General features: G+C 46.1%; 18 protein-coding genes, 1 tRNA gene and 1 pseudogene. 13 read left to right on the top strand and 7 right to left on the bottom strand.

What is annotated here, in order from left to right:
• Positions 1-25 precede the first annotated feature (25 nt).
• Together murJ and MiSe_RS27390 are read left to right on the top strand one after the other, a co-directional pair.
• On the top strand, positions 26-1675 hold the full coding sequence (murJ, locus tag MiSe_RS27395) for a murein biosynthesis integral membrane protein MurJ (RefSeq protein WP_226586432.1): 1650 nt from the start codon (positions 26-28) through the stop codon (positions 1673-1675).
• Between the two features lie 271 nt (positions 1676-1946).
• Positions 1947-2387 (top strand): bis(5'-nucleosyl)-tetraphosphatase, encoded by a 441-nt coding sequence (locus MiSe_RS27390; RefSeq protein WP_226586430.1) that lies wholly within the window; start codon positions 1947-1949, stop codon positions 2385-2387.
• A 215-nt stretch (positions 2388-2602) separates the two neighbouring features.
• Here the strand turns inward: MiSe_RS27390 and MiSe_RS27385 are convergent, their stop codons facing one another.
• From MiSe_RS27385 to MiSe_RS27370, 4 genes are all read right to left on the bottom strand, one after another.
• Positions 2603-2911 carry a DUF3181 family protein gene (locus tag MiSe_RS27385; RefSeq protein WP_226586428.1) on the bottom strand — a complete coding sequence of 103 codons (309 nt, stop codon included), beginning with the start codon at positions 2909-2911 and terminating at the stop codon, positions 2603-2605.
• A gap of 98 nt (positions 2912-3009) precedes the next feature.
• Positions 3010-3285, bottom strand: coding sequence for a 2TM domain-containing protein (locus MiSe_RS27380; protein WP_226586426.1), 276 nt, complete (start codon positions 3283-3285; stop codon positions 3010-3012).
• A gap of 80 nt (positions 3286-3365) precedes the next feature.
• Complete coding sequence (locus MiSe_RS27375; RefSeq protein WP_226586424.1) at positions 3366-4766, bottom strand: AAA-like domain-containing protein; 1401 nt, start codon at positions 4764-4766, stop codon at positions 3366-3368.
• Positions 4767-4993: 227 nt separating this feature from the next.
• On the bottom strand, positions 4994-5257 hold the full coding sequence (locus MiSe_RS27370; RefSeq protein ID WP_226586418.1) for a hypothetical protein: 264 nt from the start codon (positions 5255-5257) through the stop codon (positions 4994-4996).
• A 277-nt stretch (positions 5258-5534) separates the two neighbouring features.
• On the opposite strand from MiSe_RS27370, the gene urtA reads away from it, so the two are divergent.
• Positions 5535-9683, top strand: a complete 4149-nt coding sequence (gene urtA, locus MiSe_RS27365) for an urea ABC transporter substrate-binding protein (RefSeq protein ID WP_226586416.1) — start codon at positions 5535-5537, stop codon at positions 9681-9683.
• Positions 9684-9718: 35 nt separating this feature from the next.
• Here urtA and MiSe_RS27360 read toward each other — a convergent pair whose 3' ends face one another.
• Both MiSe_RS27360 and moaC read right to left on the bottom strand, forming a co-directional pair.
• Positions 9719-10054, bottom strand: a complete 336-nt coding sequence (locus MiSe_RS27360) for a HetP family heterocyst commitment protein (protein ID WP_226586414.1) — start codon at positions 10052-10054, stop codon at positions 9719-9721.
• 675 nt (positions 10055-10729) lie between these two features.
• Entirely contained in the window at positions 10730-11224 is a 495-nt protein-coding gene (gene moaC / locus MiSe_RS27355; RefSeq protein ID WP_226586412.1) for a cyclic pyranopterin monophosphate synthase MoaC, read from the bottom strand.
• Between the two features lie 37 nt (positions 11225-11261).
• Between moaC and MiSe_RS27350 the strand changes: the two genes are divergently transcribed.
• The 8 genes and pseudogenes from MiSe_RS27350 (at position 11262) to MiSe_RS27315 (ending at position 15403) form a co-directional block, all read left to right on the top strand.
• A tRNA-Arg gene (locus MiSe_RS27350) sits at positions 11262-11335 on the top strand.
• Positions 11336-11716: 381 nt separating this feature from the next.
• Positions 11717-11953 (top strand): annotated as a pseudogene (locus MiSe_RS27345) (type II toxin-antitoxin system PemK/MazF family toxin); the annotation flags it as partial.
• Between the two features lie 155 nt (positions 11954-12108).
• Complete coding sequence (locus MiSe_RS27340) at positions 12109-12213, top strand: putative type II toxin-antitoxin system PemK/MazF family toxin (RefSeq protein WP_226586487.1); 105 nt, start codon at positions 12109-12111, stop codon at positions 12211-12213.
• Positions 12214-12368: 155 nt separating this feature from the next.
• Positions 12369-12965: a 4Fe-4S single cluster domain-containing protein gene (locus MiSe_RS27335; protein ID WP_226586410.1), complete on the top strand. Its 597-nt coding sequence runs from the start codon at positions 12369-12371 to the stop codon at positions 12963-12965.
• A 142-nt stretch (positions 12966-13107) separates the two neighbouring features.
• The gene (locus MiSe_RS27330; protein WP_226586409.1) at positions 13108-13335 is read left to right on the top strand and encodes a hypothetical protein; all 228 of its coding nucleotides are present in this window, start codon (positions 13108-13110) and stop codon (positions 13333-13335) included.
• A gap of 69 nt (positions 13336-13404) precedes the next feature.
• Positions 13405-14046 (top strand): Uma2 family endonuclease, encoded by a 642-nt coding sequence (locus MiSe_RS27325; RefSeq protein ID WP_226586408.1) that lies wholly within the window; start codon positions 13405-13407, stop codon positions 14044-14046.
• Between the two features lie 51 nt (positions 14047-14097).
• On the top strand, positions 14098-15024 hold the full coding sequence (locus MiSe_RS27320; protein ID WP_226586406.1) for a coiled-coil domain-containing protein: 927 nt from the start codon (positions 14098-14100) through the stop codon (positions 15022-15024).
• Positions 14987-15403, top strand: coding sequence for a hypothetical protein (locus MiSe_RS27315; protein WP_226586405.1), 417 nt, complete (start codon positions 14987-14989; stop codon positions 15401-15403). The genes MiSe_RS27320 and MiSe_RS27315 overlap by 38 nt, the downstream gene beginning before the upstream one ends.
• A gap of 248 nt (positions 15404-15651) precedes the next feature.
• Here MiSe_RS27315 and MiSe_RS27310 read toward each other — a convergent pair whose 3' ends face one another.
• Positions 15652-16476 carry an SDR family oxidoreductase gene (locus MiSe_RS27310; protein WP_226586403.1) on the bottom strand — a complete coding sequence of 275 codons (825 nt, stop codon included), beginning with the start codon at positions 16474-16476 and terminating at the stop codon, positions 15652-15654.
• A gap of 415 nt (positions 16477-16891) precedes the next feature.
• Between MiSe_RS27310 and ggt the strand changes: the two genes are divergently transcribed.
• Positions 16892-18448 (top strand): gamma-glutamyltransferase, encoded by a 1557-nt coding sequence (gene ggt, locus MiSe_RS27305; protein WP_226586402.1) that lies wholly within the window; start codon positions 16892-16894, stop codon positions 18446-18448.
• A 177-nt stretch (positions 18449-18625) separates the two neighbouring features.
• Positions 18626-19483 (top strand): Npun_R2479 family HD domain-containing metalloprotein, encoded by an 858-nt coding sequence (locus tag MiSe_RS27300; RefSeq protein ID WP_226586484.1) that lies wholly within the window; start codon positions 18626-18628, stop codon positions 19481-19483.
• Positions 19484-19678 lie beyond the last annotated feature (195 nt).

The following is a 19678-nucleotide window of genomic DNA, read 5'->3' as shown; positions in this document are numbered from 1 at the left end:
GCACTAATCGAGTTTGTAACTGTACGTGACTGAAATCAAGAAATCCTCTCGTTCGCTGGCTGTAATTGCTGGGATTGTAGCATTTGGCACATTGATCAGCAAAATCTTTGGTTTGGTGCGCCAGCAAGCGATCGCTGCCGCGTTTGGCGTAGGTGCAGCTGCCAACGCCTATAGCTACGCCTATATTCTCCCCGGTTTTTTACTGGTCTTGCTGGGAGGCATTAACGGACCATTCCACAGCGCCATTGTCAGCGTTTTGGCAAAGCGGGATAAAAAAGAAGCCGCACCGATCGTGGAAACGATGACCACTTTTATCACCTGCGTCCTGCTGTTGGTGACGATCGGTTTGATTATTTTTGCAGAACCGCTGACCAATATCGTCGCGCCTGGGCTAAATCATACTCAAGGACTTAGCGCGCCAGAAGTGCAGACGCTGATGCAGACGAAAGAGATAGCGATCGCTCAACTCCGCATTATGGCACCCATTGCCGTCCTTGCCGGACTGATCGGTATCGGGTTCGCCACCCTCAACGCCGCCGATATGTATTGGCTACCCTCGATTAGTCCTTTATTTTCCAGCATTTTAGTCATCGGTGGACTCGGCGTTTTAGCCTTACAATTGGGCAACAAAATTATCGCCCCCGAATACGCCATGCTGGGGGGAATTGTCCTAGCAGTGGGAACGCTTGCCGGTGCAATTTTACAGTGGATCGTGCAGTTAATTGCCCAGTGGCGATCCGGTTTGGGAACCCTGCGCCTGCGGTTTGACTTTCAAAATCCAGGCGTCCAAGAAGTGATTAAAATTATGGCACCGGCAACCTTTTCTTCCGGGATGCTGCACATTAACGTCTACACCGATTTATTTTTCGCTTCTTACATCCAAGGAGCAGCCGCTGCGTTAAATTATGCCAGCCTTTTAGTCCAAACTCCGTTAGGAATTATTTCCAATGTCCTTTTAGTACCCCTTTTACCCGTATTTTCCCGCCTCGCCGCCCCAGAAAATTGGCCCGAACTCAAGGCGCGAATTCGTCAAGGATTAATGTTAACCGCGCTGACCATGTTACCCTTGGGAGCGATTATGATATCCCTATCGATGCCAATTGTAAGAGTCGTTTACGAACGGGGGGCATTTAATCGCCAAGCATCCGGGTTAGTCGCATCTTTATTAGTAGCTTACGGCATCGGGATGTTTTTCTATTTGGGGCGCGATGTTTTGGTAAGAGTATTTTATGCCTTGGGGGATGGAGAAACGCCATTTCGCATCAGCATCATGAATATTTTTCTTAATGGCTTGCTCGACTGGATCTTAATTCAACCTTTCGGCGCACCCGGCTTAGTTTTAGCCACAATGGGCGTCAATATTGTTTCAATGGTGTTGCTGTTGTGGAAGTTAAACCAAAAACTCAATGGTTTACCGATGCATCAGTGGTTATTACCCTTCGGCGGTTTAGTCGGCGCTAGCATTTTCACGGGTTTCGCTAGTTGGGGTACAAGTCAGGGTTTGCAACAAATTTTAGGTAGCGAAGGCTTGTTAATTCAACTGCTGGATCTCAGCATTTCTGGATTAGTTGGCTTATGCTTGTTTGGTTTCCTTGCAATTAAAATGGAGTTACCAGAAATGGATATTTTTGTCTCGCGGATACGTCAGCGCTTTGTTAAAAAGAAGGTGGGGTAATATAATTATTGTGCTAATCGCTAATGGCTAATTGCTAATCCCGTAGCCAACAACAGGGTCTAGTTATGGCAAATAGCCATCTAAAGAGAAACCTTTGAGATCGTGTACGGTTACATTGGTTGTGTATATTTTCAGATTGTGTAGGGGCGGGTTTTACCAATAATTTCTGACTCTAACAGACGGGCTATATAAACCCCCCCCCGGTTTATACAATACCGAAGCTAACGGACATCTGATACAACGCCCTTCTTCCCCTAGTCCCTTAAATAAGATGGTTGAATCCAATTTTCTGAAAGATGAATCGTTTGGCATTATCCCGATATTTTGTCAAGGGGATACTTACTTATTTTTGCTGATTCAGCACCAGGCGGGACATTGGGGCTTTCCCAAAGGACACGCGCTCGCAGGCGAGTCCCCCCTACAAGCTGCCTGTCGCGAATTGGTAGAAGAAACGGGAATTTCCGATTACACGCTGTTAGAAGGCGTTGAGTTTGTAGAACATTACACCTTTACTAAGAAAGACAAAACATTTGAGAAAACCGTGACTTATTTTCCCGCATTGGTAAAGTCAGACATGGTAAAATGTCAAGTGGAAGAAATTCAGAGCTATACCTGGGCCGCTCGAGAAACAGCGCTCGCTCTCATCACCTACGAACCCAGCAAGCAAATTTTGCTGGAAGTTGATCGATATTTAACAACAAGTAATTGCTAATTGCTAATTGCTAATTGCTAATTGCGCTTGGGGTCTGGAAACGATTCTGAACCTAACTACAAGAAACCCGGTTTTTGAGAAAAACCGGGTTTATGGGCAAATTCACCTACATAACTCAAGTTGCTAGTTATCTAAAAAGAGCGGCTAATGGCTAATGCCAGGAAAAATTCTATATTAGCAATTAGCAATTAGCAATTACCAATTAGCAACTTACGTTACATCTTGCGTTGAAATTCTTCCAAAACATCGATCAAATGTACCCGACTTTGCATCGGCAACATATCTGCTAACGGGACTTCCCGGTGTCCGCCGCCTAGCCGCACCGGCATGTCTTGCAGGATCTGCATCACCTTATCTTCGGAGAGGGAATTATCCAGCAACATGGGATACATCCGTTCGGCGAGGAGGGTGTGCAAGTGGGCTTCTCTTAAGTAGAGATGCCACTTGGCAATGTCCATATAAACGTTTTCGCCAATTTCGGCGGCGAGTGCTTCGATCGTTTCGGTGGTGTTTGTCTTAGCCATAGGACTTATTTTGATACCCTCAATAGGAAATCTACATCGATCCTATTCAATCAAAGCGGGTGCGATCGCGCCCTCCACAATCGGCAAGAATCTTCAATCTACCCAGAGGAAGACGTATCCCCGGATGTAGTTGCAGCTGCGGAATAGTCCGCGATCGCAAAAATATACACAGCATGGGCTACCAATACGATTAACCACCCGCCCGTGACCCAAATTGCCCAAGGCCAAGAAGCTTTTTGCAAGTTGTCGAAAAACCACAACCCGGAATTAGACGCTGCAAAAATTGCTACATGGGTGGCAAAGTTCATCCGGTCGTCAAGTTTGCGGAAAGCGGGGTCGTTACGGTCGGGTTTGCGAGGCCAACGAGGAGGCATGAAATCTCTCTTGTGAATGTGAGCGTCTTAGGTACTTAGCTTATTTTACCGAGCCTGTTACATTTGCTCTAATTTCAAACTTAGTGAGAACAAGGTTGGTATAGGGGAAGATCGATTTTATTTTCCTTTTCTATCTGTTGGCGGAAATAAAGACGATACAACTCGCAGCTAACGCGAGCCAGATTTCCTTCTAGTCGGACTAACCCCATGCTTTCTAACTTATAGGCAGCGATCGCATCTAATTGTACGCTCCCATTGGCAGCGATTGCCCGTTGCAGCGAATCTGCCAATTCCCGATCTTCTCGCAGTATCGCCCAATGACCCCGCAAATGGTGACTGTAAATCCCTGCTTGGGTGGGTGCCGTTCGCAATAACTCTTCTAAAGTTACTTTTTCTCTCCTCAAGTGATAAAACGCGAGATTGACTAAATAAGGATGTCCCCCCACCATAGCCATCAGTTGTTCTGTTTCTTCCTCTGTCCAATCTAGTCCATAGCGGTCTGCCAAATCCTGCACCTGGAAGGTGGTAAACTGGGGCAGTCTCAGGGATAATCCCACATTAAAAGGAGATTGGGTCAATTTTAGCTGAATATAGACTTCCGTCGAGTGAACGAGTACCAATCGCAGTCTTTGCCAAGTTTCAGCTTGCTGAGCCAATTCGTGCCAAAATCGCAACATCGGCAGAAAGTCTTGGGCAATCTTGGGATGCTCGAAAACTCGATTGACTTCATTCAATGATAAAACTAGGGTACCTGCGACAGACTCTAACAAATACGCCTCGAAGTAAATTTTGCAGCTGACCTTGCTGCCCATATCCTCGTCCCAATAATCATCCAATCGGGGGGAAAGCTGCAATTGTCTGCTGACATTGACGCAGAACCAGCGCAAAAATCTATCGAGGGTTGAAAAAACCGCTGCGTCTGCTTCTTGAAAATCTATCGAGACAACTTTGTAAGATTTATTCGTGGCGTCAGCCAGAATTCTACTCAGGAGCGAGCTTTTTCCCATCTTGCTGGGTGCTTTGATGCGGATGACGCATCCAGGTTTGGTAATTTCCTTGTAGGCGAGTTCTTCAATCGGCGGGCGATTGATATAAAGTGGGGAATTTAGCGGTACAGGACTACTGGGATATTCCATCTCTATCTGATTGGCTAACTCTGGAGAATTACTCTCTCCCACCCAGTCTTCTAAGTATAACCGTCCTTCATCATTGTATGAATTTAATCCGGTTTTTTCTGAATACTGACTTAATACTAAATGTAAATTTTTTTTCGTCACTCTTGCCCCAAGAGCCGTTGAAAGATCGTTCCATAGCTGGGAACCAATTTCTTTGATGTAGGTACTTCCATACCCGGACTCTTCTGACATCTCAGTGTAAGTTCTTCCCACCCAAGACTGGCGCAGAATTAATCGTTCAATCGGGCTGAGTTCGCGCGATAGAATAACTTGTTCCACAGTTTCCAAAGCTTTATCAATGTTCATTTTGTAACTAAGGGAGGTTTACACAGGCAATCTTCTTCTTCTATATGGCCTATTTTATCGTTACAGCAGTTTTATGTGACATACTTTTCCTACCTTTCCTACTTTTGCTACTTTTCCTACCTTTCCTACTTTTCCTGCTTTTTCTGTTCTCATCGATGGTAGTACGAGCATATTCCGTAGAAGAACCCCCCAAAGGAGAATTTGGGCGTGAGCGAGTGCGTCTGGTGTCAGAACAAGGCTAATGTATGGGCGATCGCAAAAGCTGTCTCAGATCTTGCACCAATGCACTGGGCGGGCGGGACGCCCACCCCACAAGAGATATATTTTTCTTGTGGCATGGGCGTCCCGCCCGTCGCCCACCCCACAAAAGATATATTTTTCTTGTGGCATGGGCGTCTCTTGTGCCATGGGCGTCCCGCCCGTCGCCCACCCCACAAAAGATATATTTTTCTTGTGGCATGGGCGTCGGGTCCCACCTGTTTTAGGTGCAATATCTCAGCTTGGCAAAAACCCTGGATTTAACCGATAAATCAACAGCGCTTTGGCGATCTTCCCTTACTAACTAATCAAAAAAACCTACTTTTCCTACTTTTTTATCGAAAGGAATGTCACAGCCTGTCGGGTTTCTGTCGCGTTATCGCGAAATTTTGAGAGGGATAAATAAATTTAAAGTTTGTTAACATAGATGGGCAGCGATTAAAATATTTGGGAAAAACATCTCGGCAGAAATTTGAGTTATCAATATAAGCATAAGCTTGGGTTCTAATTATGTCGTGTTTGAACCAACCTTCTGGGTCGAGAGTACGAGTTGGGATAATGCATTCCACTAGCGGCACAATGGCGCTGAGCGAGAAGCCGTTGATCGATGCAGCACTGATGGCTTGCGCTCAAATCAATCAAGCAGGCGGCGTTCTCGGTCAACCAATCGAACCCGTTGTCGTAGATGGGAGATCCAACCCGGCAGAATTTGAACGCCAAGCGCGCTGGCTGCTGCAAGTCGAACGAGTCGCCACCGCCTTCGGCTGTTGGACTTCCGCTAGCCGCAAAGCTGTCAAACCCATATTTGAAGAATGCAACGCGCTGCTGTGGTATCCCGTACAGTATGAAGGACTGGAAACCTCGCCCAACATCTTTTATACCGGGTCTTGTCCCAATCAACAAGTCGAACCGGCGGTGACTTGGCTAGTAGAAAACAAAGGTAAGAGATTTTATCTGATTGGTTCCGACTACGTATTTCCCCGCACCGCGAACAAACTGATCGCCGCGCAACTGAAACAACTTGGGGGTCAAGTAGTAGGGGAAGAATACGTCAAGTTAGGGGAAACTGATTTTAGCGATATAATTGCCCGCATTCGCCACCTACGCCCCGATGTTGTGTTTAATACCCTCAATGGCGATAGCAACCAATCTTTTTATCGCCAGTACCGAGATGCAGGTATTACTCCTAGTGAAATTCCCATCCTAGCTGTCAGCGTAGCAGAAGCCGAATTACAGGAAATAGGAGATGCAGCAGTTGGTCACTACGCGAGTTGGAGTTACTTTCAAAGTATCGATACACCGGAAAATAACAGATTTGTCCAGAATTTTCGCGCTTGTTACGGCGATCTTCGCGTCACCTCCGACCCGATTGAGGCAGCTTATAGCCAAGTTTACCTGTGGAAACAAGCCGTAGAAGCCGCCGAATCGTTTGACACGGATCGGGTGCGGCAAGCAGCCTATGGTCAAAGTTTCGCGGCTCCGGGGGGATTAATTAAAATAGAAGCAAATCACCACATTCAAAAGCACTGCCGCATCGGAAAGATTTTACCAAACAAACAATTTGAGATTGTTTATAGCAGCGAAAAAGCAATTAAACCCCTGCCTTGGATGGGGGTAGAAGAATTGAATTTTGATAAATCAGAATTGATTATTAGCCTGCTGGCTGAGGTGAGCCAAGGAATTCAGCAAAATTGGCTGATCGAGCAACAGTCGCGGGAATTGCAGCAGGTAGAGGCAGCGTTGCGGGAAAGCGCCACAAAGTTACGCAACCATAACTTAGTTTTGACCCGATTGGCCAAAAGTCCAGCCGTACATCAAGGGGATTTAAAAGCAGCTTTAACAGAAATTACAGAAGCCAGCGCTGATAACATTGGGGTAGAAAGAGCCAGCGTGTGGTTGTTGGATGAAACGAAGACTAAAATTAAGTGCCTTGATTTATTTGAGAAAGGTCGCAACCAACACAGCGAAGGTGCAGAACTAGCAGCAGTAGACTATCCGGCTTATTTTCAAGCATTGCAGCAAGACGAAGCGATCGCCGCAGACAATGCTAGCACCGATCCCAGAACGGTTGAATTTGCCCCATCTTACTTGATTCCCTTGGGCATAGTCTCGATGTTGGATATACCCATCAGGTTAAGGGGACAAACCGCCGGCGTTATCTGTTTGGAACATATAGGAGATGCGCGTCATTGGACGGCGGAAGACCAAAATTTTGCCCGCAGTCTCGCGGATTTGGTATCTTTAGCAGTTGAAGCCAGCGAACGCAAACAAACAGAAGCCGCATTGCGTCAAAGTCAAGAACGCTGGCAACTCATTGTACGCGCTACGGGGGAAGGCATCTATGACTGGAATAATATCACCGGGGAAGCATTTACTTCGCCTCGTTTAACCGAAATATTGGGTTACGCAGAAGGGGAAATTGTCACAGATTACAACAGCTGGTACAAGTCGCTGCATCCAGAAGATCTCGCTCCGACTGTCGCCAAGCTGCAAGCACACCTAGAGGGAAAAACGCCGCAATACATCGCCGAGTATCGCCAACGCTGCAAAGATGGCAGTTACAAGTGGATTTTGGCGCGGGGACAAGCGCAATGGGACGAAACTGGCAAACCCGTGCGGATGGTGGGGTCACATCAGGATATCAGCGATCGCAAGCAAACCGAAGCGCAAAACCAACTGGTCTTAAATCTAACTCAGGCAATTAACGCTGTTCCTGATTTTGATAGCGCACTGCAAGTAACTTTGCAGCGGATATGCGAAACCACAGGTTGGAAATATGGCGAAGCTTGGGAACCCACCGCCGATGGGTCAGCACTGCAAAGCAGCCATTGTTGGTATTATCAATCCAAAGGGATTGACCCGACAGTTGAGGATGCGATCGCCCGTTTTCGAGACTACAGCGCCGTTCTCACTATCCTCCCAGGGGAAGGCATACCCGGGCAAGTTTGGTTAAACCAACAATCCCAATGGTTGGCAGATTTAACCGCAGTGGAAGATACTTTTTCCCGATTGGAACTAGCGGAAGAAGCCAGCTTAAAAGCAGGATTTGGCGTACCCATCTTGGCAACAGGCGACTGGGGATTAGAAACTCCAAACTGGACCAGAGCAGCTTCAGAGCAATTACCCATTACCAATTACCCATTACCAATTACCCAATCTCCAGTATTAGCCGTGCTGGTATTTTTTACCCTAGAAGCTAGTGCAGAAGATAAGCAATTGAGCGAGTTAGTCAGCGCCGTCATTGCCAAGTTGGGAACGGTGTTGCAACAGAAGAAAGTGCAAGCAGAAATGAAAGCACTGTTTGCTGCTATGACAGATTTGGTAACAGTTCGGGACTTTTCCGGACGGTGTCTCAATGTCATCCCAACCAATACGACGAATTTATATAAACCGCCAGCAGCGATGATTGGCAGAAGACTGCACGACGACCTGCCGCGCCAACAAGCCGATCTGATTCTTAAGAGTATCAAAAAGGCATTGCTGAGTCAAAAAACCGTCGCGATTGAATATTGCTTGCCAATTGGAGGAAAGGAGGTTTGGCTAGCAGAAACGATTTCTCCCCTTTCCGAGCAAACCGCGATTTTAGTGGCGCGGGATATCAGCGAACAGCAAGCTGCGCTGCGCGAACGCATCTCCGCCGAGTCAGCACTGCGCCAAAAAAATGAAGAATTAACCAACGCCCTCCAACAACTCAAAACCGCCCAAGAAGAACTAATTCAAGCGGAAAAAATGGCTGCCTTGGGACAACTCGTTGCCGGAATAGCCCATGAAATTAATACTCCCCTGGGAGCCATTCGTTCTTCTGTGAGAAATATTGACCAATTCTTAGGAAAAACTTTAGAAACCTTACCCCAAATCTCCCCAGAGCGTCAGTCAGATATTTTGGCTTTAATCCAAAATTCAAATCAAGAAAAAAACTTGTCAACTAAAGAGAAGCGCCAATTTAAACGGCGCTTGCGACAGCAACTGGAAGCCGAGGAAATTGCCAATGCCGACTTGATTGCCGATACCTTAGCCGAGCTGGGCATTTTCGATAATCTGGAACAATTTTTACCTTTATTGAAAGATCCAGAAGGCGAAAATATTTTACAAACCGCGTATAAACTAGCCAGCGTCAAAGCCAGTACGCAAATCATCAACACCGCAATAGAACGTGCTTCTAGAGTCGTGTTTGCCTTGAAAACCTATGCCCGTTACGACCATTCTGGTGCAATGGTTCAGACTCAGGTAACCGAAGGAATTGAAACAGTTTTAACTCTGTATCATAACCAACTTAAACAGGGGGTTGAAGTGATTCGCAACTACAGGGAAATTCCCGCGATATTCTGCTATCGGGACGAACTCAATCAAGTCTGGACAAATCTGATTCATAATGCCATCCAAGCAATGGACAATCGAGGCACTTTAACGATTGATGTCATTCAGGAAAACCAACAGGTAAAGATTGGCATCACCGATAGCGGCAAGGGAATTACAAGCGAGGTGATGCCGAAAATATTTGAGCCATTCTTTACAACTAAACCCCCAGGAGAAGGCAGCGGCATGGGGCTAAATATCGTTAAAAAGATTGTTGAAAAACATCAGGGGAAAATTACGGTAGAAAGCCAACCAGGACACACTAAATTTACCGTTTATCTGCCGAGCGTCACCGAACAATAACTGGACAAACAACCTGGGGTTATCCACAAAACCAATTAAAATTCGTATGGCAAAAATGAATGGTCAAAATCTAAGTATCTAAAGCCACCTTTGGCGGAAGCACATAACCTGTCGCCTTCCTCTAGATAGTCCAGATCCTCAATTTTGGTGCGATGTTTGCTGGGTTGACAACCAGTGCGGTTTTCTTTAATCAACCGATTGCAAGTACGGTAGGGGAGGTAGTTTAGGGGATCGTGCCCAACAAAGCGTAACATTAAAAAACAAGCCCAAGAATACTTACCTGCCAGGATCGCTTCCATCACCTGCTCTAATTGGTCGTTGGTGAGCATACTTCCGAGTTGTTTTTGAGAACCAAGAGTGCGATCGCTCATTGTCTTCCTCCACAAATCTTATCTTCTAATTTTTGTTAATTTCTCCAGTCTGGCTAGTCAGTATATCTAGCCATTCTCTTGCCAACTTGTGCATCCACCCTGGTTGTCTCTGACTCGACAACCATGTTTTTGCTCTGGCTCTTTCATGATTCTTACTTAAATTCCCTATATATTTTATAAAATTTCTGCAAAGTTATCCATAGTATTCTGTAAAGTTTGGATGAAGATTTCGCTGTTTTTTCTGCATATAGTATTTTTTCTATCTTTCCTAATTTTTTACAAAAACTTAATCTTTTCCCCAGCTACTTTTCCTACTTTTCCTACTTTTCCTACCCTGGTCGGATCATAAACAATTAAACCAATATACTAAGATTTGTTAAAGGGACAGGGAAAGCGAAAGAGAGGGAGAGCAGGCTCAATTTGAAACCAGGGAAATTACTGAAGCTGGCGAATATACCAAAGTCCGAAAATATACTGAAGTCCGGGCAGATTCCCGGTTTCTCGGAAAAATAATGGGTTTGGGAGGGAAAAATCCAGCAGGACTGACGCACCACGATCCTAGAAACAAAGGTGAGACCGTCGATCTCTGGTTGCCTTTCCCAAGGATTTTTCGGATCGCCCTTTGTTTCTTTACGTAAGTCCTGACAGTGAAAAATCCCCGCTCTCCCTCTCGATTCAAATGGCGCTATAATCCCCTGATTTCCCCCCCGTTTTGCTCACCAAGCGAATTGCTTCAATCTGCATCGACTTTTCCAAGGCTTTCGCCATATCGTAAAGCGTCAGCGCCGCTACCGAAACCGCCGTCAGAGCTTCCATTTCCACCCCCGTTTCGGCCTTGGTTTTAACTTCTGCCTGAATTTGATATCCCGGCAGTTGGGGATCTGGGACGATCTGAACTTCAACCTTTTGCAAAGGCAAGGGATGGCACAGGGGAATTAACTGGGATGTCTGCTTGGCTGCCATAATCCCAGCTAACCTTGCCGTTCCCAGCACATCGCCCTTGGGGGCATTGCCTGCTTCAATTGCAGCCAAGGTTTCCGGTAACATCCGCACCTGACCTGCCGCCACAGCAATCCGCAACGTGGGCTGTTTGGCTGAAACGTCCACCATGCGGGCTTCCCCGCTTGAGTCTAGGTGGGTTAAGGAAGAATTTTCGGAAAAATTTTGCATGATTCGGAAAAGGTGTGTTATGATAAGTTTCTGGCAAGGGCTTGTAGCTTAGTGGATTAGAGCGTGTGGCTACGGACCACAAGGTCGGGGGTTCGAGTCCCTCCAAGCCCGTCCAAATAATATTAGATATGAACTACCCGCCCCTACTAACGTTGAGGGCGGGTTTCTGTCGTCTCAACGAGGAAATTTGCTTCCAACCTCCCGGATGTTGAGCGCCAGAAGTAGGGATAGGTAGGGACGAATGGCACCGTTCTGTTAAATCGGATCGATTGCTTTTTTGCTTTTACCACAATTATACGTGTAAATACGGTTGATTGCGTAAAAATGCGTAATTAACTTAACCATCATAGATATCTCGGACAAACAGATAACGTTAATAATGTTCCCTACTCCTAATTATGGGTAATCGACCGGACATGATATTAATGGCAGAGCGGATGATATCCTGCTCGACAATGAAACTGCTACGGAGTGGGATCGGATGGAGTGGGAATGGTAGTTCAACGCTTTGATGTTTTTTTAGTTAACCTTGACCCGACCATTGGTAGCAAGATTCAGAAGACAAGACCTTGTGTGGTAATCTCACCTGATGAGATGAACAAATACATCGCTACAGTCATCGTTGCTACCATGACTACGAAGGGTCAATCCTATCCCACCCGCTTACCTTGCCAATTTCAAGGTAAGGATCGACAAATAGTACTAACGCAAGTTGCTAGTTACATCAAGCGGTACTGGTAATGGCTAATGGCTAATGGCTAATGGGTAGTTGTCAAGAAGGCAAAAGCCTGTTAACCCAATTAGCAATTAGCCATTAGCAAGCTTGCAAGCGAGCAATTACCGCTGTCACAAGTTATAACTAGCAACTTGGGTTACTAGATCAAATTCGCACTGTTGATAAAACTCGATTAGTCAAGCGGCTAAGTCAGATTAGTTCTGATGAGCAAAAGGCTGTTTTAGAGACGTTGGCTGAGATGTTTGCTGAGTAACAAGAGCGATCGCATTTCTTCGGGTATATTGAGCTAGCGATTGCTCTTGATATAATTAACGCTGTGACTTAGGTGCGACCGCAGCAATTAAGCAAGGATTTATACCAAAAAAACAATAATTACGTATTTTCCGCTAGGAGTCCCGTGTAAAGGTATTGGGGCCTGACAAATGGTCCGTAATTTGGGTACAGGGGTGCGAGTTTGCTTGTCCTGGCTGTATAGTTCCGGAATCGTGGGATGCAGCAGGTAGAGAAGCGATTGCCCTCACCGAATTGGCAAGTTGGATTCTCGCACAATCAGATATTGAAGGCATTACCCTCTCTGGCGGCGAACCGATGTTGCAAGCAGCCGCTTTGGCAAGTTTAATTGATACCATTCGTCAGTCAAAAGACTTGGGTGTAATGTGCTACACCGGATATGGATATGAGCAATTGCAACAACAGGGAACAGCAGATCAAAAGTTATTGTGCGATCGCATCGATTTGCTCGTTGATGGAACTTATATCGCATCTCTGCACGAGGACTTACTCTGGCGGGGTTCTAGCAATCAAAGGTTGTTGCTGCTGACGGATCGGTATCGGCAGGTATTAATGCAACAATTGGAAATGGGCGATCGCTCAGCCGGGATGGAATTCGGAATTGATGTCTCTGGTGCGTTCTATTTTACTGGTGTGCCTGCCCGAAAAGGCTTTCGCGCCGAGTTTGAAGCCTGGATGCAGCGCCGAGGGATTAGGCTGGAAAAAGAAAGTTAGACCTATTGCAAAAATAGCACTGGACGGGCAAGATGCCCATGCCACAAGAGTCATTGTTGCTTGTGGGGTGGGGGGATGAGCAAGATGCCCATGCCACAAGAGTCATTGTTGCTTGTGGGGTGGGGGGATGAGCAAGATGCCCATGCCACAAGAGTCATTGTTGCTTGTGGGGTGGGCGACGGGCAAGATGCCCATGCCACAAGAGTCATTGTTGCTTGTGGGGTGGGCGACGGGCAAGATGCCCATGCCACAAGAGTCATTGTTGCTTGTGGGGTGGGGGGACGGGCAAGATGCCCATCCCACAAGAGTCATTGTTGCTTGTGGGGTGGGCGTCCCGCCTGCCCAAGAATTAATTGTAACAATCTGTTGATTAGCCAAACTAAATGCTTGTATCGCGCGATCGCAACTAGGATCGAATCAAGTGTTGTTGGATTGACTTATGGTAATACTCGACGATTTACCCAAACGATTGCAAGCCGACGATCCGGAAGAACGACGGATCGTTACAGGTGTAGCTTGGGAACAATATGAAGCCTTGTTAGCTGATTTAGGAGACAGCTTAGCTTATCGGGTTGCTTATTTAGATGGAGTACTAGAAATTGTGTCACCGAGTCGTCGTCATGAAAACGCCAAAACTCGTACCGGAGATTTACTACTGATTTATTTCCTAGAAACCGATACGGAATACTTTCCAATGGGTTCTACTACCCTTCGCAAACCAGAAAAAAAGGCTGGAGGAGAACCAGATGAGAGCTACTGTATCGGCACAGATAAAGAATTTCCCGATTTGGTAATCGAGGTTGTAGTGACCAGCGGTGGGATTAATCGACTAGATATGTTTAGGCGGTTAGGTGCGCGAGAGGTTTGGTTTTGGCAGAACAACGAGTTTAAACTCTATCACCTGCGCGAAGAAACACCCACCCAATTTACCGCAACCTTCGGTTATGAACTGATTTCTCGCAGTGAATTGCTACCCAACCTGGATATCGATCTCCTCACTGAATGCGTTCGCAATCCCAATCCTCTAGCGGCTGCTAAGGAATTTCGCCAACGCCTGCTCCAACAGCTTAACCTTGGTTAAAATCGAAAAGGCTAATTGCAAGCTTGCTAATTGCTAATTGCTAATTGGTAATTGCTTAGATTCTTTCCTATTACCGATTACCAGTTTAATTTTATCAGCGGCAGTCCCAAATTTTCAGAAGCTGAAATTGCCGAATGGAAGCCAAAAATTATTGCAGCCGAACGTCAGCGACGGGCAGAAATAGAAGCCGAAAGACGGCGAGTAGCTGAAGAAATTGAGCGAGTTCGTCAACTGGAAGAGTCGCGCGATCAAATCCAAATGTGGGTAAAGTCGCTCCTCTGGGATATGCATTGGCAATCGGCAAATCTCTATATTCAAGAAGCGGTAGCATTGCCAAATCGCGCTGCCAATCAACAGGTGCTAATTGCTCAAGCAGAGTCGGAAACCCAACTGCTAGAAATATCAGAAGCACTGGTGAAAATTGAGTTGGCATTCCCAGAAGCATGGCAACGCAAGCGACGGGATGATGAAGAAAAAAGAATCAGGGCAGATATCGAGCGACAACAGTTTGAATTGGCAGAATTAGAAGGAAAAGTGGCTCAAATTCCAGATGCAGAAGCGATGAAGTTTGATGCGGCGCGCAGACAACAGGTGCGGCGCGTGTTTCAAACTCTGGGAGATGCGATCGCTTCCCACGATCCAGCAGCAGTCCGCCGTCCTCTCACCGAAGCAACTGCCCTGGTTCAAAAGCATCTGCGTCAGATTTTACAAGGACAAAGAGGCTCCCGACACCTACAAGCACAGGCTTTTCGACAATTGGCAGACCTCCACGTGATTTTAGCGGGTTTGAAGGCCGATCCGGTAGTGATGCGCTGGCAAGCAGCACCTGTGGCAGAATTAGCAGCGCAGATTGATGCCGCACAACAGGCGATTGCACAGGGTTGGGTGCAACAGGAAATTGCCCAATTAAGCGACTATCGCCAGGGTTCTCAAACCATTCTTGAAACTGCCAACGAAGCGGGATTATATTGCCGATAGCATTGCACAGACTTTGGCGGAAATGGGTTTTAACATTACCTTTGATCAAAAAGAACATCCAGATCATCCCGCCAGTGCGATAATTTTGGCAGCCGCTACCAATACGGGCAAAGGAATTAGCGTCAGCGTCCCCATTGCGGGACAGGTGTTTTATGACGTAGATGGTTATCTTAAGCACAGCGTTACCACAGTTGATGGTAATACTGCTGCTGTGTGGGATGAAGCCGAACAGGTGCTAACAGAAATGCACGAGGCTTTAGAGGACAAATTTGGTGTGAAAATGGGTGAAGTGTTATGGGAAGGAAAAGCTCCCAAGCGCATTCTCCGCCAAGCAAATCAATTGCCCAAAGGTTACAGATTGCGCGAGCGCAGTCTGTAACCTAGTCTGGTAAAGGAGTCAATCACCCGCCCGGAAATTGATTTCTGGGCTAATAGCTAAAGTCCGTTAAAATGAGAATCCCGGTTTCTTTAAGAAACCGGGATTCTGGAGTTTTTGCCTGCTAATAACTCAAGTTGCTAGTTATCTCAAACCAGGAGCTAATGGCTAATGGCTAATGGCTAGTGTTAGGAAAAATGCTGGAGCAATTAGCCATTAGCAATTAGCAAGTTTATCACTAGCAACTTGCGTTAATATTCCACAATTTCAGGATAGATAAATTTATAACCCGCCGCCTTAATTTTATGATTAGAAACCCGCGCATTATAAGGTAACGCGCTCTTAACCGATGCATCCCAAACAACTTTAGAAAGACCGTGATGTTCCAAGATGCGGTCAATCAACTCGCCTCTAGGTAGTGGGTTACTATTGACTAAATTGTAGATTCCTTGCAATGGATTTTCCAGGGCAAATGTTAACGCCCCGACGATATCTTCCAGGTGAATCCAATTGGAGAATTCTTCACCCGTCCCCGCACGAGTCATACCCGCCGAACGACCGAATATTTTAATTAATTCTCGCCCTGGGCCGTAAATTCCTCCCAAGCGGAAAATGCAGACTTTGAGGGTGGGACTAGACATTGCCAATAATACCTGTTCCGTTTGGGCAATAATCTCGCCATTTTGGTTTGCCGGTGCAATCGGTGTGTCTTCATCTACCCACTCGCCTTTTTGATCTCCGTATAAAGCATAACTTCCCGTGTAGATGAGCTGCTTTACAGTAGGAGCTTGTGGCAATACTGTTGCCATCGCTTTGGCAGTTCCCAGGTAGGTGTCCTCGTACACATCGGCATTGGCAGCACCCACACTCAAGATTACCGCATCTTGGTTTTGTATCACCCCAGTTAGAGCTTCGGTATCATTCCCTTTCAGCACCGCTACCCGGTGGGCAACAGTTTCTAATTCTGCCACTCGTCCCGGTGTGGTCGTGGTAGCAGTGATAACATAATCCGACGTAGGCAAATGCTGAGCTAAAGCTTTACCGACATAACCACAGCCAATAATAGCGACTTTCACCCATTTCCTCCGTTGTGATAGAACCGCAGTTTAGCATTATTGCCGATTTTAGGGGCAGTAGCGCTCTCTGACGCAAAGAAACCCGGTTTCTAGTAGGTTTCTTTTCTCGTCGTGGGTAAGTCCTGTGTCTCTGTCAACCGTAAATTTTCGCTGAAGGTGATATGAAACTCCAAAATTATGGGTAAGCTGTCGATATGAATACGGTGATTGAAATTTAAGCAAATACACAGAGAAAGAATGGTTGGTAGGGGAATTGAAAGATTTTTTAAGTAAACCATGACTGACGCAAACACCAAAGTTTCTGTGAAAAATCGTTGCGCAAGGAAACTAGAGATCCAGGTCGAAACAAAGGTGATGGCAAGGTCGTGCGTCAGTCCTGTAAACTAAACTAAATCAACTACCAATTACCCTATCGATGAGTCAAAAAATTCGCGGTGCAGTAGCAGCTGGACACCACAAAACCGCCGCAGCTGGCATCGAAATGTTTCGCAATGGCGGCAATGCCTTCGATGCCGCCGTTGCCGCTATTTTAGCTTCTTTTGTCGCCGAACCGATGTTAACTTCTGTCGCTGGCGGCGGTTTTCTTTTAGCACATACCGGGGAGAATCGCAATATTTTGTTTGATTTCTTTACTCAAACAACCCGCCAGAAAAAATCTATTGGCGATATTAATTTTTATCCAGTTGATGTTAACTTTGGCGACGCCATCCAAAGCTTTCATATTGGGTTAGGTTCGATGGCAGTACCGGGAAATATTTTGGGAGTATTCCACGTCCACCAAAAACTGGGCAGATTACCTTTTCATGTAGTAGCTGAACCAGCGATACATTATGCTAAGAACGGCATCCAAATTAGCGAGTTTCAAGCTTATTGCTTAAATCTGCTTAAACCGATTATCATGGCTTCACCTGAATCCCGGAAAGTATATGCACCGAATGGTAAATTGCTCCAGCCTGGAGATATTGTAGTTATGCAAGATTTGGCGGCATCATTAACCGAGTTAGTTGAAAATGGTGCGCGGGAGTTTTATTCAGGAGAGATAGCACATCGACTTGTAAAAGATTGTCAGGAGAACGGAGGATATTTAACCTTAGAAGACTTGGAAAACTATCGGGTAATTGAAAGAGAACCATTAGGGATAAATTATCGCGATCGCATCCTACTCACCAACCCACCTCCCAGTTCCGGCGGCACTCTCATGGCGTTCGCTTTCCAGCTGATATCTACCATTGATTTAAACAAAATTGAATTTGGTTCTGAGTATCACTTGCAACTTATGGCTCAAGTTATGCGTTTAACTAATCAAGCTAGAACTGACGGATACGACGCTTATATTTATCAACAAGATATCGCCAGAAAGTTTTTATCGAACGAGCATTTTCAACCTGACGAACGAGAATTAACAGAACTCGTGAATAAATGGGGAAGTACAACTCACATTAGCGTCATCGATAGCGAAGGCAATGCAGCTTCTGTGACAACTTCTAATGGGGAAGGATCGGGATATGTAATTCCGGGGACGGGGATTATGGTAAATAATATGTTGGGCGAGGAGGATTTAAATCCCTCTGGATTCCATAACTGGCCTCTTAATCGGCGGATTTCTTCGATGATGTCTCCCACAATAGTATTAAAAGATGGTCAGCCAGAAATTGTTTTGGGTTCTGGAGGGTCTAAGCGAATTCGCACCGCAATCCTGCAAGTAATTTCCAACTTGATAGACTTTGAAATGCCCGTCGATCGGGCTGTAGAAAGTCCTAGAGTCCACTTGGAAAACGGAAGATTTCATTTAGAACCTGGATTTGAACCGGAAAAAGTAACAAATGCTACGCTTCCCAATGGATCTGAGATGGTTTTATGGAACCAAAAAAATATGTTTTTTGGGGGGGTGAATACGGTGATAACAAATTTAAATGGGTTGATGACAGGTGCTGGCGATCCTCGACGCCAAGGTGTGGTAGCGATCGCTTGATACTTCTCCAGTATCCCTGTAATGCGACTGAGGTCACAACCCACAAAGCCTCCTATCACCCAGCCAAATCCAAAAATTGCACATTATGGAGTTAACCTATTTCTAGCGTGACGCTACAACCTCGCTGTAGCCTCATAGGAGAAAATACCCTGTTGATTGAAAAGAGAAGTCGCCATGTTGTTTAATCCTACACAACTACTGATCGACCACTTCGTCAGCCAGCTGCGGGAAGGCTATACCCGCACCTACGGTGGCTGGAAACCGGACTATGCGGACATTCTCAGCTGGGCTGGGAACATGGCTTTGGAAAACATTGCCAACAGCGACGCCCTTTATCACAATGTGGAACACACTATCCTAGTCACCTTAGTCGGACAGGAAATTCTCAGGGGCAAACATATCCGCGAAGGTGGGGTGTCCTGCGAAGATTGGTTGCACTATATTATCTCCCTGTTGTGCCACGACATCGGATACATTAAAGGCGTTTGTCGGCAAGACCGAGAAGCAGAAGGCTTGTACGCCACCGGCATCAACGGCACGATGGCAAAGCTGCCTCCTGGCGCATCCGATGCTAGTCTGACACCTTACCATGTAGACCGGGGCAAACTGTTTATATCCGAACGCTTTGGCGGTCACAAATTAATCGACGCCGAAGTAATCAAAGCCAATATCGAACTCACCCGTTTCCCCGTCCCCAAAGATGAAGATCATCAAGATACAGCACATTATCCCGGTTTAGTTCGCGCCGCCGATCTCATCGGTCAATTAAGCGACCCTCGCTATCTGAAAAAAGTCGGTGCTTTATACTACGAATTTGAAGAAACCGGCGTTAACAAAGGCTTGGGATACCGCCACCCCGGAGACTTGCGTCAGAATTACGCTAAGTTTTTCTGGAATGTTGTTTATGTCTACATCAAAGATGCGCTGCACTATTTAGAACTGACGCAGCAAGGGAAACAAATCATCGCTAACCTTTATTCAAACGTGTTTGTCATCGAACACGAACAGCCAAAGCCCGTGGAGTTAGCGGCATGAACGGGAATTGCCAATTTAAAATTGCAAATTGCAGATTGAATTTAAAATCTGCAATCTGCAATCTTAAATTTTAACTAATTCTGCGGAATTCCCCACCGTCTTTTACGGTGGGGATGGATAGCCTGCTAAAGTTGGGGGTTCGATGCCCCCAACTTTAGCAAATACTCTCTAACGGCTTCTCGCACCAACTCATTA

Origin of the sequence: Microseira wollei NIES-4236 (assembly GCF_020521235.1) — a bacterium.
Taxonomy (GTDB): domain Bacteria; phylum Cyanobacteriota; class Cyanobacteriia; order Cyanobacteriales; family Aerosakkonemataceae; genus Microseira; species Microseira wollei.
The sequence above is the reverse complement of the archived record's forward strand: the minus strand, read 5'-3'. Positions and strand labels throughout refer to the sequence as shown.